Source organism: Abiotrophia defectiva ATCC 49176, from assembly GCF_037041345.1.
Lineage (GTDB): Bacteria > Bacillota > Bacilli > Lactobacillales > Aerococcaceae > Abiotrophia.
Window position 1 is genome coordinate 1,606,806 of sequence record NZ_CP146287.1, and the last position, 14,356, is coordinate 1,621,161.

The window sequence follows — 14,356 nt, forward strand, 5'->3', positions numbered from 1 at the left end:
CTTAATTTGCTACGATATTGACTAATCGGTTAGGAATTGCTACCACTTTGCGTAGGGTCTTGCCTTCAAGTTGTGCTTGAATTTCTGGCAAGTTAAGAGCCAAATCACCTAAGGCATCAGCTGCCATATTGGCCTCTACCATGACCTTAGCCTTAATCTTACCATTGATTTGAACTACGACTTCCACTTGATCTTCAATGGTCAATGCTTCCTCATAGCTTGGCCACGCGACATGCGAAATGCTGTCTTGGTGACCTAGCTTTTGCCAGATTTCCTCACTAATATGTGGAGCCAATGGCGCCAACAATTGAATCAAGCCTTGGGCATATGCTTTTGGAATGATGGCCTGGTCTTTTGTGGCATTGAGGAAAATCATCATTTGCGAAATTGCGGTATTGAAGTGAAGAATTTCATAGTCTTCCGTTACCTTCTTGACAGTTTGATGGTAGACACGTTCTAGGGCAGGGTTCTCAGCATCTTGAATTCGCTCGCTGAGGCTACCATCCTCTGCCACATAGAGGCGCCAAATCCGATCAAGGAAGCGACGAGTAGATTCCAAGCCGTTCTCACTCCAGGCAATCGAAGCATCCAATGGGCCCATGAACATTTCATAGACACGTAGGGTATCTGCCCCGTATTGTTCTACCACATGGTCTGGATTGACAACATTCCCCTTGGACTTAGACATCTTATTGCCGTCTGTCCCCAAGATCATGCCTTGGTTGAAGAGCTTCATGAATGGTTCCTTAGTTGGTACTACACCTAAGTCGTAGAGGAATTTATGCCAGAAACGCGCGTAAAGCAAGTGCAAGACGGCGTGTTCCGCGCCCCCAATGTAAAGGTCGACTGGCAGCCATTTGGCTAACTTGTCTGGATCTGCTAGGCGCTCTGAATTCTGTGGGTCGATATAACGGAGATAGTACCAAGAACTACCCGCCCATTGTGGCATGGTGTTAGTCTCACGACGGCCTTTACGGCCTGTCTCTGGATCTACCACCTTGACCCACTCTTCAATAGCAGCCAATGGTGATTCACCCGTACCACTTGGTTGAATCTTATCGGTCACAGGCAAACGAAGTGGCAATTGCTCTTCAGGCACTAGACTCATACTGCCATCTTCCCAATGAATCACTGGGATAGGCTCACCCCAATAACGTTGACGAGAGAAGAGCCAGTCACGTAGACGGTAGTTGACCTGACGTTGGCCTTTGCCCTTGGCTTCTAACCAATCAATCATGGTAGTAATAGCCTCCGCATTATGAAGACCGTTTAAGAAGTCAGAATGAATGTGTGGCCCGTCGCCTTCATAGCAGCCAGACTCATTATGTTCAATTACGGACACAATTGGCAAATCATACTTGCTAGCAAATTCGAAGTCCCGCTCGTCGTGGGCTGGTACCCCCATGACTGCCCCGGTCCCATAAGAAGCCAAGACATAGTCCGCAATCCAAATTGGTAAGGATTCGCCCGTTACAGGATGCTTAACGTAACCTCCCGTAAAGACCCCGGATTTATCCTTATTAAGGGAAGTCCGGTCCATATCACTCTTCGTTGCGACTGCGTCAACATAGGCTTTTACCGCGGCTTCTTGTTCAGGGCTGGTGACTTTCGCTACTAATTCATGTTCAGGTGCTAAGACCACATAAGAAGACCCGAAAAGTGTATCTGCGCGTGAGGTAAAGACTTGCACTTGATCAGGGTGCCCCACAATATCAAAGTTAATCAAGGCCCCTTCGGATTTACCAATCCAGTTGCGTTGCATTTCCTTAAGGCTTTCAGGCCAGTCTAGAAGATCTAAGTCTTCTAGAAGACGCTCTGCATAGGCTGTAATCTTGAGCATCCATTGTTTCATTGGCTTACGGTAAACGGGATGCCCTCCGCGCTCGGATTTACCATCAATGACTTCTTCATTAGCCAAGACGGTTCCCAGGGCTGGGCACCAGTTAACGGCTACTTCTGCTTCATAGGCCAAGCCTTTTTCATACATTTTGGAGAAAATCCATTGGGTCCATTTATAATAGTTAGGATCGGTTGTATTGACTTCCCGCTCCCAGTCATAGCTGAAACCAAGTGAATTGATTTGACGGCGGAAAGTTTCGATATTGGCAGCAGTAAAATCAGCTGGGTCATTCCCCGTATCCAAAGCGTATTGTTCAGCAGGCAAACCAAAGGCATCCCAACCCATTGGGTGCAAGACATCATAGCCTTGTGCCCGTTTCATACGAGCCACGGCATCTGTTGCTGTATAGCCTTCTGGGTGCCCTACGTGCAAGCCCTGACCAGATGGGTAAGGGAACATGTCTAGTGCATAGAACTTAGGATGCCCAGGACGCTCCTGAGTTTTGAAGGTTTGGTTTTGGCGCCAATAGTTTTGCCATTTTTCTTCGATTGCTTTGTGATTATAGGTCATCACATAACCTCCTTGCATTTCTGATAAAAAAAGCCCTACGTAAACCGTGTTAAACACAGTTCACATAGGGCGAAATTTTCGCGGTACCACCTAATTTAAGCTAGAATAGCTTATCTCTAGCCTTAACGCGGCGGACGTCTAGTCTTACTAAAGATTCAGACTAGCTTCAATTGGATGAGTTCAGTAGCACTCCCGGCTTATTTCCACCACCCATAAGCTCTCTATAACAGTTGTACCGCCTACTAATTCCAATATTGAATTACTATTAAGTCTAGTATATCAAATACTAGCGACTAGTTCAATGAGATGACTTGACCTACTTGGATGAAATGGGAACCCCCATTGTTAGCGATCAATTTGTAAACATCTACCCCATTACGACGAGCGATTGAGTACAAGGTGTCACCGGCTTGGACAGTATATGAACCGCCACTTGCTTGGCTAGCGTTGTTTGCAGCTGGAGCTGGTGTTTCAGCAGCGGCTGGCGCTGGACTCTCTGCAGGAGCTGGTGTTTGGCTAACTGGTGCAGGAGTTGGGGCTGGTGCTTCAGCAGCGGCGCCACCACCTGGTACCTTGATACTTTGACCTGGGTACAAGAAGTAGTTTGAAGTCCCGTTCAAGCGTTGGAGTTCTGAAATTGAAATTCCATACTTGTTAGCAATGCGCCAGTAGCTGTCACCGGCTTGAACAGTATAGTTGCCACCGCCTGTGCTTGGCGCTGGTGCTGGTGTTTCAGCAGGTGCTGATGTTGTGCTTGCAGTGGTTGCTGCAGGAGCAGGAGTCGCATTTGCTGAACCTGAGCCTGGCACTTTGATGCTTTGGCCTGGATACAAGAAGTAGTTTGAAGTCCCATTCAAGCGTTGGAGTTCTGAAATCGAAATCCCGTACTTGTTAGCAATACGCCAGTAACTGTCGCCTGCTTGGACAGTATAAGAACCGCCTGCTGCTGGGGCTGCAGTCGTTGTACTTGTTGAAGTAGAAGAACTGTTTGATGAAGCAGTGGCATTTGAAGATGACCCTGAACCTGGCACCTTGAGGCTTTGACCTGGGTAAAGGTTGTAGTCGGATGTGCCGTTCAAACGTTGGAGTTCTGAGATAGAAATCCCGTACTTGTTGGCAATACGCCAGTAGCTGTCACCGGCTTGGACGGTGTATGAACCGCCTGCTGCTGGGGCTGCACTTGTTGTGCTAGTTGAAGCAGAAGAGCTATTTGATGAAGCTGATGCATTGGTTCCTGAACCTGGCACTTTAATGCTTTGGCCTGGGTGGAGGGTGTAATCAGATGTACCATTCAAGCGTTGGAGTTCTTGGATAGAAATCCCGTACTTATTAGCGATACGCCAGTAGCTATCGCCTGCTTGGACTGTGTATGAACCGCCCGCTGCTGGTGCTGCAGAGCGCGTACTTGTAGTTGAGCTTGAAGTTGAAGAAGCAGAGCCACTTGTAGTTGAAGCAGAACCTGGTACTACCAAACTTTGACCTGGATAGAGGAAGTAGCTAGACGTACCATTCAAGCGTTGCAATTCTTCAATCGAAATGCCGTACTTGTTAGCAATACGCCAGTAGCTATCGCCTGCTTGAACTGTATAAGAACCGCCACCAGTTGCTGGGGCTTGCGGGCGTGCTGGGCTAGCTGTGCTAGAACCACCTGCATCATATTGAGTCAAACCATAGGTTTGGATTAATTGGTTAAGCTTAGACGCATAACGAGTATCTGTCGCATAGCGACCTGTTAAATGTCGTGTTGCGTCTTGATAAGAGTTGGTCGCACTCACGCGCGCCCCATAATAGAATTTATAGCGCCAACTGTTAGGATTGTTGTCCCCAGTTAAAAGCGAAGCATAGTCATTCAGGGATTCACCATAGTTGCTATACTTACGGAAAGGTTCCTTAGCAGCATAGTAGTTACCACTACCGTCGTCTTCTAAGGTGTCCATACGAACGGAATTACCGTTGTAGTCACCCTTGATCCCGAATAAGTTATAGTTAGGTGCTGATGCTAATCCACTTTGGCCCCAACCTGATTCTAAAATTGCTTGCGCAATCATTACAGAGGCATACAAGTCATTATTCTTAGCGATATCGCGTGCATACCCTCCAATAGTTGATAAGAAGTTCTGTTGGGTAGCTGTTTGAGCTTGTACGGTCACCTTTGGTGCAGTGAGCGTGCTTAAAGTAGATGCAGAAGCGAATAAGACTAAGCCTGCATTAACCACTTTGGCAATTTTCTTATTTGATTCGTGGCGCTGTGCTTGTTTACGACGATTAATCACCGCTTGACGCGTTAATTTCACGTATATTCCCCCATTCTGCCATTTTATGATACAATACCATTATATAGAAAGCCTCTCGCTAAAAAAAGGGGCCTAGCCCCCTTTTCGTTTACTTTTAACTATTGTGTAACTTTCACGTAATACAAAGGAGTTTGTCTATGCAACGCGCTCTTCACTACAGTCACACCCTCTTAGCCGCCTTAATCCAACGTTTTCCAGATGGAGTCTATATCGACGGAACTCTAGGCAAAGGACATGACACAGCCTTTATCCTAAGCCAACCAGGCTTTTGTGGCCAGGTCATGGGCTTTGATATCCAAGATCAAGCCTTGGCTTGGACCCAGGAACGCCTAGCTAAGCTGCCCAACAAGGAGTCTGCCCAGCTTTTCCTAGCCTCTCACGACCAAATCCATACGCTTTTAGCTGAGGTCACCCAATTCAGTGGTGCCATTTATAACCTAGGCTATCTACCCGGTGGCGACCACCAAATCACAACTCAAGAGACTTCAACCCTGGCCTCTCTATACCAGGTGCGAACCAAACTTCGTGTTGGCGGTCAAATTATTTTGGTTATCTACAGTGGCCACCCTGAAGGTGCCAAGGAAAAGGATGCCCTCTTCCAAGCCTTAGCCAGCTGGCCCCAAGAAGAATTCCAAGTCCTTCACTATGGCTTCATCAACCAACGGAATAATCCACCACAACTCCTCATCATCGAACGTATCAAGTAAGTAAAAAAGCTGAGACTTAGGTCTCAGCTTTTCATTTTGTCTTATTCAGCAATCACGGCTTTAAGTTCATCCACTTTATTGACTTGCTCCCATGGTAAGACCACGTCTTGACGACCAAAGTGACCATAGGCTGCTGTCTGCTTATAGATTGGGCGACGTAGAGCCAGGGTGCGGATAATCCCATCTGGCGTTAAGTCAAAGAGTTGACGTACTGCCTGAACGAGACGACTTTCAGAGACGACACCTGTTCCAAAAGTTTCAATCCGAATAGAAACGGGTTGCGCGACCCCAATCGCATAAGCCAATTGCACCTCACAACGCTTAGCTAAGCCAGCTGCCACGATATTCTTGGCAATGTAGCGAGCCATGTAACTAGCTGACCGGTCCACTTTAGTCGCATCCTTACCAGAGAAGGCACCACCACCGTGGCGGGCATAGCCCCCATAGGTGTCGACAATAATCTTACGACCTGTCAAACCGGAGTCTCCTTTAGGCCCACCGATGACAAAACGACCGGTTGGATTGATTAAGAAGCGGGTTTGATCATCTAATAAATGGGCCGGAATCACAGGCTTCACTACTTGTTCAATCACGTCTTGACGCACAGTTTCTAAGGTTGCTTCAGGCGCATGTTGAGTCGAAATGACGACTGTATCCACCCGTAGGGCTTGACCGTCTTCCCCGTACTCAACGGTTACTTGAGACTTACCATCTGGTCTCAAGTAAGCCAATTGACCAGATTTGCGCACCTCACTCAGACGTTTAGCTAGGCGGTGGCTAAGTGCGATTGGTAATGGCATGAATTCTTCCGTCTCATCGCAGGCATAACCAAACATGAGCCCCTGGTCACCTGCCCCAATCAATTGATCGGTTGCTTCGTCCCGGGTTTCAATGGCAGCATCTACCCCCTGAGCGATATCAGGCGATTGCTCGTCAAGCGCGACTAAGACCGCCACATTATCGCCATCAAAGCCATAATCACTTGAATTATAGCCAATGCCCTTAATAGTTTCGCGTACAATTTGTTGGATATCGACATAGGCAGTCGTGCTGACTTCCCCGAAGACCAATACCAAGCCGGTATTGACCGCGGTCTCGCAGGCCACCCGGGCTAGTGGGTCTTGTGTCAGGATGGCATCTAAGATGGCATCACTAATTTGATCGGCAACTTTATCTGGGTGTCCTTCCGTCACCGATTCAGATGTAAACAACTTTCTTTCCATAGTAATTTCCCCCATTATGTTGATTGGTTACAAGGCAACTTCATTAAGAAAATGAATCCCATCGGGAATTTATTGTTGTAACTGACTCTATTATACATTAGTATAGTAGATATAGATAGTAAAAAATGTCGAAAAAAGAGGATTAGCTATGAAACACTTTGCACACTTTCTAAGACATCCCCTCATTCGAATCTTCCTGGCGCCACTAGGCTTTGGGATATATGGTTTAATCGTAGGGATGTACCACACTACCGAAATCAACTGGTTAGCCCTGGGCTATCTCTACTTGATTTTAGTCAGCAGTCAGTTGATTGACCACTACTTCTTCGTTCGCTTCAATACCCGTAAGGCTAATGCCAGCTCGCCCGTGATCCTGTACGCTATGGAGATTCTACTCTGGGCAGCAACCGTGGGCTTTATGTGGCAGCATCATTGGGGGGCTAACCTCTTGCTCCTCCTCTATATCGCCTATACCCATATTCAGCATTATCCTTATAATCTGACCAACAGCCTTTACCAGTTAGTTCTGAATGTCTTCTTCCAGGCCTTCATTGTCAATAACCTAGCCTACTTCAGCCAAACTGGGACCATCACGACTGGCTTCCTCATCAGCCTCCTACCTCTGGCAGCCTTACAACTGGCCTTTCAAGCTGAAGGCAATAGTCTAGTTAGTCAACTAACGGGACACCCTTCCGTCATGCCACATGGCTTAAAAACAAGTCTAGTGCTTATCTTGAGCCTAGTAGCTGTGGCTGCTGGGACCTACTTAAGTTTCCCATCCAAATCTTATTTCATGCTCCAACTCCTCTTTATCGCCGGGAGCGTCTTGGCCTTAGCCCCTCTCTTGGTCCAAACTCGACAACATAACCAAAACCAAAATAAACTCAACTATCTCAGCACTAGTTACTTGCTGATTAGCATCCTGTATGGCTTGGCCTTCTGCTTCTAACATATATGGCAAAAACAGCCGTTCCCACACGTAGGTGAGGACGGCTGTTTTTGGGTATCTAGTCAGGCAACTTAGCCCCAAAAACATGGTGTCGCACGGTTGCACATGAGGCTGACTACTGTCACGATTAACATCGCCACGATTGGAAGGTAGCTCCATGACAAAGGGAGTCCTAATAGGGCAATATATCCAAACAAGGTACCTCCCACCACCCACTTCTCCAGTGTGGTCTTCTGGCCACGAAGACTCCATAGGGATAGTATAATTCCTAGGACCGTCAAAATCAGCATACTGCCAAGATAAATACGAAGCGGCCAATGGCTACCCAAACTTGCTAACATAATGGGCGACGGGATGCTCAGGGCTATTTCTAGCGCCTCGATAGTGTCTCTTAAGATTAGGAAATTTCCAATTGAAAACACCAAAAAGAAAGCATTGAAGGGGAGTAAGACTTATTTTATTTTCAAGGTATTCTCACCCCTTCTGATTCAGCAGATTATAGAGCCATTGAAGATTCCAGTCTGGAGCAGGTTGTGCGTCTACTAGAGGAGCCCCAATTTCTTCGATAATCTCATTGATGAGTGTTTGGTCTTCTTCAGAAGGGCTTACTCTGCAATCACAACGCTTGCTAAATATATACTCTATTCTCCCCTCAGCACTTAAGGCATACATAACATTATGATAAGTAAGATTAATCTCTGTGCCTTCGTCACCATAAATTGCAAATGTAATATCACTCCCACGACTATTAACTCTAAACCTTATGTTACTAGTCAATGTATCTTGCTTAAAGTGATACCCTGGTATCTGACGGGAGTCCCTATATAACATAAACCTCAAAGCCTCCCACTCTGGTGAGAACCGCCCTTCAACGTTTTGTGCGTAATAGGGTGCATATTTCTTAAGATTCAATTCCAGTCTCCCCTTAACAAATAAGAGTGCCAGCATCAGTAAGACCGAGAAGATGATAATCAACATTCTTTTTCTCTTCACCCTTATCCCTACCTTATTAACCATCGTTTAATATAATTTGTTACCTTGCCAATAGGACGCTTAATATATAGCGCAACCAACAGCTTATTGTAGCTGCTTACTACAGAGTTTACCTTTCTATGTATTGCTCCAGCTACTTTTCTGATTCAGCAAATTATAGAGCCATTGAAGATTCCAATCTGGAGCAGGCTGTGCTTGAATGATAGGTTCAAAAATTGTAGCAAGTGCTTCATCTACGAATATTTGCTCCTCATCTGAAATGTCATGTCTCAGACTAGTTAATAAGGGAGTATCTACAGGTATATACTCAACTTGACCCAAAGGAGTTAGCGAGTAGTGGATGGCCTCATCATTATAATAGAGTTGTCTACTGTCCGCAATTACGATATAACGAATTTTGGCTCCATTATACACCGTGGTAAATTCCCAATCCCCGCTTAAATTATCTCTCTTGTACTTATAATTATCAAGTTCAGGATGCTCGATTTGATTAAAGTTTCGCATTGCTTCTTGCAAAGGCGAGTATCTTCCTTCGATGTACCTTGCATAGTATACGCTATAAGTTGATAAGTTGTCTGACACTTTCGTCCATGCAAAAAGTCCTACAACGGTAACTATACATACAATTATAAATAACTTCCATTTTGATTTCATATCTTTCTCCCATGAGTCATTTTAAGCAATGATTTGGGTTGCCGCACTTATTCTTGCGATCTTCCTTTTTCGGTGTTGCACTTAATTATACAATCTGCGCCCCGAAAAAAGCTAGGACGCACGCCCTAGCCTCTCGTTGTTTAGCCTTTAATGAAATTTCCCAGGAATACCCACAGGATGCAGAGGACCACTTGGACGCCCACCATGTAGAATAACCATTGGCTTGGTAGGCGCGGAATCTTCAGCTTGTAGACGAAGGCTACCGCTAGGAGCGCGTAGACCAACATCAGGAAGATTTGGAAGACAGTCAGCGGGAGCAGGAAGCCTACTAAGGACACGACCTGAATCGCGAAGACGCCTAGTTCTAGTGGCAAGCCGACGCTGTGGCGCTTGTCCACTGGATCTTGGAATTCGGCCGCTTGGTTGAAGTAGGCCAGGCGAATTCCGACTGCCAAGATGTAAAGTGCGAAGACAATGAGACTAAAGGCGCCCGCATTGGTTACCGCCATCAGATAGACGCCCGGGAGGACGCCATAAATGAGGAAACTACTCAAGGTCTTGAGCTCCTTGGCGAAGGCAGCCTCCGCCACCGAAGACTGGAATTGATTCATGAAGCCTCCGACGAACAAGTCGATGATGGAGGCAATAATCAAGGAAACAAGGGCGTACTGTAGTTCACGATGAAAGGCGAACCCGATCCCTGTCGCTGCAAAAAACAAACCTGCTAATAACACCACATTGGAGCGGTGCAACTTCCCAATAAACATACCGACACCCTGCTTTCTTTTAAATTTTTACACTTCTTAGGCTTTCTCGAAGCCAATAATGAGCCCGTGGTACTGGGCATAGAATGTGCAGAGCCCATTAAAATCCACTACCTCAATTTGAGCCTGAGGATAGTGTTCACGCAGCAAAGCACTCACCGCTTCAACCACTTCTGGATTGTCGCTATGAGAAATCGCCACTTTACCACCTTGGTAACCGTGCTTGAGCATTTCTTCTACGGTTGCTTTCACAGCCCGTTTGCTCCCCTTAGACTTGGCCCCAATCTCAATCTTACCTTCAGCTGTACGAACCCCAATCAAACGGATGCCCAAGAGGCCAATCATACCACCGACTAGACGGTTGACACGGCCGGCTTTGACCAAGTTATCTACTGATTCTAAGATGAAGACCACATCCGTCTTCTGGTGATAATCCTTCAGGCTAGCTACCACTTGGTCAAAATCCAAACCAGATTTTACTAACTCCAAACCCTTAGCAATCAAGAGATCGTTCTCTGTCCCAGCAGACAAGCAGTCAAAGATATAGATATTAGCCAATGGGTTTTCTTCCAAAGCCATATTGCGACCAAGCTGGGCGCTATTATAAGAACCTGATAAGCCACTTGAGATGGTAAAGCAGATGACATTTTCGGCTCCTTCGAAGGCATTGGCATAAGCTTGAGGAGACGGACAAGCAGTCGAAGAGGCCTCCTTGCTGTCTTGCATATCCCTTACAAAAGTTGCCATATCTAAGTTGGCATCATCCACATATACCTGAGTGCCAATATTAATCATTAAAGGTACTAATTCAAAAGCGACATCCGTCCCTGCAAACAGGCCCGGCGAGATAGTTGCGCCTGAATCGGCTACTAACTTCCATTTCATAGGTAATTCCTCCCTCTGTCTTCTCCCTAAGTATATAAAAGCCCACGGCAACTTGCAAACAAAATCACGCGTGGGACTCTCTTTTTATTTTTAGGATCTTTAGGGGCTAGCACTTTCCAGCCTCTCTATAAGCAACTATGCCTGATATCGTTTAACTAGGGCAGCAATCCCCATGCCCCCACCAATACAAAGGGAGGCAAGGCCATATTGACTCTCAGAACGAACTAACTCATGGCAGAGCGTCGCTAAGACTCGGACTCCTGAAGCCCCAATAGGATGACCTAAGGCAATGGCGCCACCATGAACATTGGTGCGCTCGGCTAGCCAACCAGCTGACACCCCGTGATGGGCGACTAAATCATGTGAAACAGCCAGTGCTTGAACCGCAAAAGCCTCATTGAGTTCGAAGCGGTCAACTGCTTCAAAAGGCACGCTAGTACGCTCTAAAACCTGCTCAATAGCCCCTACAGGACCAATCCCCATAAGGCTAGGGTCAACCCCTGCCTGACCAAAACCTAGAACTTCAGCCAGTGGCGTCAAGCGGTAGCGGTCTACGATTTCTTGACTCACCAAGCAGAGAAAGGCTGCGCCATCGTTAATACCTGACGCATTACCGGCTGTTACCGTCCCCTCTTTCTGGAAGGCAGGACGCAAACCAGCTAATTTCTCAGGGCTGGTTTTATAGTTAATATACTCATCTCGATCTATCACTTGACGATTGCCCTTGCGGTCGACTTCTGCCACAGCCACAATTTCCTGGTCAAAGAGGCCTGCTTGTTGAGCCGATTGAGCCTTGACTTGAGACTGATAAGCATAAGCATCTTGAGCTTGGCGACTAATGTCATATTGCTGAGCTAAATTCTCAGCCGTCACACCCATAGCATAGCCCCCAAAGGCATCAGACAAGCCATCCCGATAGAGGCTATCTACTAGAGGACTGCCACCATAAGCCATGCCCTTGCGAGATTTGCCATCTAAGACGAAGGCGGCCTGGCTCATACTTTCCACGCCCCCAACGATCAGGGCTTGGTTCTCACCGGCTTTAATCTTGGTATAGCCTTCATAGACTGCCTTCAAGCCACTCCCACAGACCATATTGACGGTGTAGGCTGGGGTCGTCATCGCTAGTCCTGCCTCTAGCGCGATTTGACGGGCCAAGTTTTGACCATGGCCAGCCGATAAGACATTCCCAACGATCACTTCTTCAATGGCTTCCACTGGCACTTGGTCTGATTCTAGCACTGCCCGGAGAACTTGGCTGCCCAAGTCTAGCGGACTGAGATTGGATAAGGCGCCAAGATAGCGACCAATGGCCGAGCGCTTAACTTCTGTAATATATACGCGTGTCATAAGTAACTCCCTTTAGTTCAAAGTTCAACGAAGGATTAAATCAATGGTCGCTTGCTGGCGCAAGACTGGCAACAAAATGACGAATACAGGTGACATAAGCTTGAATGAAAGCATCATCCTCCAAATACAATTCATGCTTACGCCCCGGCACACAGTAGGCTTGGGCTTGAGCTAGACTCGACGTCAAGCCATGAATGCCACTAGCTAAAACATGGTCGTCAAGCTCCGCCCGCCAGACTAGGACTGGCAAAGTGAGCTGGCCAAGGCCTTGACGAGACAAAATTTTGCGCGAGCTAGCTAGACTAGTTGCTAACCAAGACCAAGTAGCGCCCCAGCTAGGAAGCGGATGGTTGGCTAGGTGCCAATGATGGAAATACTGGCCACGTTCATATTGAGTGGTCCAGCGATTCTGGCGGGGATACTGGCTATGACGTTCAGGATCAAAGGCCCCCTGACGCGGAGCATAAGCTTTGCCACCACCTAAACAAGTGACGGCTCGACTCAGTAGATGGGCATAGGCAAAAGGAATCTTGCCCGTATCGATTGCCAGCATAGGCGAGGAAAGGATGAGCCCTTGAGCTAAGCCGGGATAGAGTTGGCAAAGACGAGTCGCGACCGCTCCACCCATGGAGTGGCCGAATAGGACTAAGGGGCCTTGGATTTTTCCTTGCTTGCCTAAATAGTCCAAAAGGCTAGCTAGGTCCTCAGCATATTGATCAAAACTTTGGCTATGAACGCTGGATTTGGGACCATAAGGACCACTGGCGCCATGCCCTCTTAGGTCCACTGCAATGACCTGACAGCCTTCTTGGTGCCAGTAGTAGGTTAACTCCCGAAATTTTTCCTTGAACTCATTGAGACCATGGATGATTAGGAGAGTAGCCTGAGCCTCAGCATGAGGATAGAAATCAAAGTCTAAAGTCTGGCCGTCTTCTAAGGTAATCATATCTGACTGACCATGTTGGGCCAGATAAGGCTGAACCCAGTCTGTCATTTCTTGATCGAACTGGGCTTGCGATAGCCAGGCATGCTGAGTGCTAGCCTGAGCCTGCCAGCGGGTGACGTCGAAGACTTGCTCGCGATCATTACTTGGCTTGAGGCCATGTCGACGCTGGTAGACCTGGCCATAGGTCCAAGTCGCTAGCCCCAGGCCAACTAGACTGGGCAATAGATAAGCAAAAGGTGAGGTCATGGTGGGGCTCCTTCAAGTTGAATTAAGGACTAGTAAGTGTATCGGAGGTGACAACTGCCACCAAACGCACGTAGGCCACATCGCCGATTAATTGGTCACTAGGCTGGGCGTAGAGGGTCACATATTGACTAGCAATATAGGCACTTGTCTCCTGGCCTTCCATTTTGGCAAAGGCCTTATAGAGATAGTCGGCCAGAATGTCAGGGTGCTGGCGCCAAGTATCTAGGTGGACGTCATCCGCCGCAATGTAGAGCTCAAAGGTGGATTCCCCTAATCTGGAATTGGCATCCTCAATTGCTGGATGCGCCGTCCGAAAATCTTGCCCATCTATGGTCCGGCTACTCAAGTAATAGTAATCAGATAATTGACGAACCCGAGTTTGACTCCCTGTAGCAAGTTGGTGGCCGACCTGAATCTCTGGCCAACCGAGTTGGCTCCGGTGTTGGTTAACTTGATTGACAAAGGCCTGATTCAGGCCATTCAAATCCAAACCCTGATTGAAGGCTTGGGCTGTGCGGGCGGCCTTCTGATATATAGGACTAGCCGCCACATTGGCTGCTACTTGATGGGGTTCTTGGTTGGCCCCAGATTGAATGACATGGGACTGATTATCCTGAGGCTTATTTTGTGGAATATTCAATAATTTTTGGGCGATAGTCAGCATGGCTTGCGGGCGGCTGAGGCTATTATCCTGCCAGACAGCCTGAATCATATCCCGTCTGGCAAAGAGGGCCAGGCAGAGGACGACAATAATCGCTGCTATCTTCAAAGGGGTCGTAGATCTTTTTTTCATGGTCAGTCTCCTTCTTCTACCATCTTAGGCAATTCTGACAGAGATTTCAATCTTGATGACTGAGATTTACCCTTTCTTAAGATTTGAACAGGACATTTGTCCCAAGTCCTAAAAACGCGTATAATGTGTAGAGTAGACGGGG

General features: G+C 47.2%; 12 protein-coding genes, 1 riboswitch and 1 other annotated feature. Of the genes, 2 read left to right on the top strand and 10 right to left on the bottom strand.

Features of this window, described 5'->3' with window-relative positions:
- Position 1: 1 nt before the first annotated feature.
- Both leuS and V7R82_RS07480 read right to left on the bottom strand, forming a co-directional pair.
- Positions 2 to 2,410 (bottom strand): leucine--tRNA ligase, encoded by a 2,409-nt coding sequence (gene leuS, locus V7R82_RS07475; RefSeq protein ID WP_338542221.1) that lies wholly within the window; start codon positions 2,408 to 2,410, stop codon positions 2 to 4.
- A gap of 62 nt (positions 2,411 to 2,472) precedes the next feature.
- Positions 2,473 to 2,674: a binding site (T-box leader), on the bottom strand.
- A 29-nt stretch (positions 2,675 to 2,703) separates the two neighbouring features.
- Positions 2,704 to 4,704 (bottom strand): LysM peptidoglycan-binding domain-containing protein, encoded by a 2,001-nt coding sequence (locus V7R82_RS07480; RefSeq protein WP_338542224.1) that lies wholly within the window; start codon positions 4,702 to 4,704, stop codon positions 2,704 to 2,706.
- 137 nt (positions 4,705 to 4,841) lie between these two features.
- On the opposite strand from V7R82_RS07480, the gene V7R82_RS07485 reads away from it, so the two are divergent.
- Positions 4,842 to 5,411, top strand: a complete 570-nt coding sequence (locus tag V7R82_RS07485) for a class I SAM-dependent methyltransferase (protein WP_338542226.1) — start codon at positions 4,842 to 4,844, stop codon at positions 5,409 to 5,411.
- Between the two features lie 41 nt (positions 5,412 to 5,452).
- On the opposite strand, the gene metK is transcribed toward V7R82_RS07485, so the two are convergent.
- Positions 5,453 to 6,634, bottom strand: coding sequence for a methionine adenosyltransferase (gene metK, locus V7R82_RS07490; RefSeq protein ID WP_314062986.1), 1,182 nt, complete (start codon positions 6,632 to 6,634; stop codon positions 5,453 to 5,455).
- Positions 6,632 to 6,720, bottom strand: a riboswitch (SMK box riboswitch). (Overlaps the previous gene by 3 nt.)
- Positions 6,721 to 6,782: 62 nt before the next feature.
- On the opposite strand from metK, the gene V7R82_RS07495 reads away from it, so the two are divergent.
- Positions 6,783 to 7,583, top strand: coding sequence for a hypothetical protein (locus tag V7R82_RS07495; RefSeq protein WP_338542229.1), 801 nt, complete (start codon positions 6,783 to 6,785; stop codon positions 7,581 to 7,583).
- Between the two features lie 474 nt (positions 7,584 to 8,057).
- On the opposite strand, the gene V7R82_RS07500 is transcribed toward V7R82_RS07495, so the two are convergent.
- From V7R82_RS07500 to V7R82_RS07530, 7 genes are all read right to left on the bottom strand, one after another.
- A complete protein-coding gene (locus V7R82_RS07500; protein WP_338542231.1) occupies positions 8,058 to 8,561 on the bottom strand; it encodes a hypothetical protein in 504 nt (167 codons plus the stop codon).
- Positions 8,562 to 8,693: 132 nt separating this feature from the next.
- On the bottom strand, positions 8,694 to 9,230 hold the full coding sequence (locus tag V7R82_RS07505; RefSeq protein WP_338542232.1) for a hypothetical protein: 537 nt from the start codon (positions 9,228 to 9,230) through the stop codon (positions 8,694 to 8,696).
- A gap of 140 nt (positions 9,231 to 9,370) precedes the next feature.
- Positions 9,371 to 9,997, bottom strand: coding sequence for a hypothetical protein (locus tag V7R82_RS07510; RefSeq protein WP_314393886.1), 627 nt, complete (start codon positions 9,995 to 9,997; stop codon positions 9,371 to 9,373).
- Positions 9,998 to 10,033: 36 nt separating this feature from the next.
- Positions 10,034 to 10,879, bottom strand: a complete 846-nt coding sequence (locus V7R82_RS07515; RefSeq protein WP_338542234.1) for a DegV family protein — start codon at positions 10,877 to 10,879, stop codon at positions 10,034 to 10,036.
- A gap of 135 nt (positions 10,880 to 11,014) precedes the next feature.
- Complete coding sequence (locus V7R82_RS07520; protein ID WP_338542235.1) at positions 11,015 to 12,229, bottom strand: acetyl-CoA C-acyltransferase; 1,215 nt, start codon at positions 12,227 to 12,229, stop codon at positions 11,015 to 11,017.
- Positions 12,230 to 12,269: 40 nt separating this feature from the next.
- Entirely contained in the window at positions 12,270 to 13,421 is a 1,152-nt protein-coding gene (locus V7R82_RS07525; RefSeq protein WP_338542237.1) for an alpha/beta fold hydrolase, read from the bottom strand.
- Positions 13,422 to 13,443: 22 nt separating this feature from the next.
- Positions 13,444 to 14,214, bottom strand: coding sequence for a hypothetical protein (locus V7R82_RS07530; protein WP_338542239.1), 771 nt, complete (start codon positions 14,212 to 14,214; stop codon positions 13,444 to 13,446).
- Between the last annotated feature and the right edge of the window lie 142 nt (positions 14,215 to 14,356).

Excerpts from the sequence above, each read along its gene's own strand:
- leuS (WP_338542221.1), bottom strand. The coding sequence starts at position 2,410 with ATGACCTATAATCACAAAGCAATCGAAGAAAAATGGCAAAACTATTGG.
- V7R82_RS07485 (WP_338542226.1), top strand. The coding sequence starts at position 4,842 with ATGCAACGCGCTCTTCACTACAGTCACACCCTCTTAGCCGCCTTAATC.
- metK (WP_314062986.1), bottom strand. The coding sequence starts at position 6,634 with ATGGAAAGAAAGTTGTTTACATCTGAATCGGTGACGGAAGGACACCCA.
- V7R82_RS07495 (WP_338542229.1), top strand. The coding sequence starts at position 6,783 with ATGAAACACTTTGCACACTTTCTAAGACATCCCCTCATTCGAATCTTC.
- V7R82_RS07500 (WP_338542231.1), bottom strand. The coding sequence starts at position 8,561 with ATGTTGATTATCATCTTCTCGGTCTTACTGATGCTGGCACTCTTATTT.
- V7R82_RS07505 (WP_338542232.1), bottom strand. The coding sequence starts at position 9,230 with ATGAAATCAAAATGGAAGTTATTTATAATTGTATGTATAGTTACCGTT.
- V7R82_RS07510 (WP_314393886.1), bottom strand. The coding sequence starts at position 9,997 with ATGTTTATTGGGAAGTTGCACCGCTCCAATGTGGTGTTATTAGCAGGT.
- V7R82_RS07515 (WP_338542234.1), bottom strand. The coding sequence starts at position 10,879 with ATGAAATGGAAGTTAGTAGCCGATTCAGGCGCAACTATCTCGCCGGGC.
- V7R82_RS07520 (WP_338542235.1), bottom strand. The coding sequence starts at position 12,229 with ATGACACGCGTATATATTACAGAAGTTAAGCGCTCGGCCATTGGTCGC.
- V7R82_RS07525 (WP_338542237.1), bottom strand. The coding sequence starts at position 13,421 with ATGACCTCACCTTTTGCTTATCTATTGCCCAGTCTAGTTGGCCTGGGG.
- V7R82_RS07530 (WP_338542239.1), bottom strand. The coding sequence starts at position 14,214 with ATGAAAAAAAGATCTACGACCCCTTTGAAGATAGCAGCGATTATTGTC.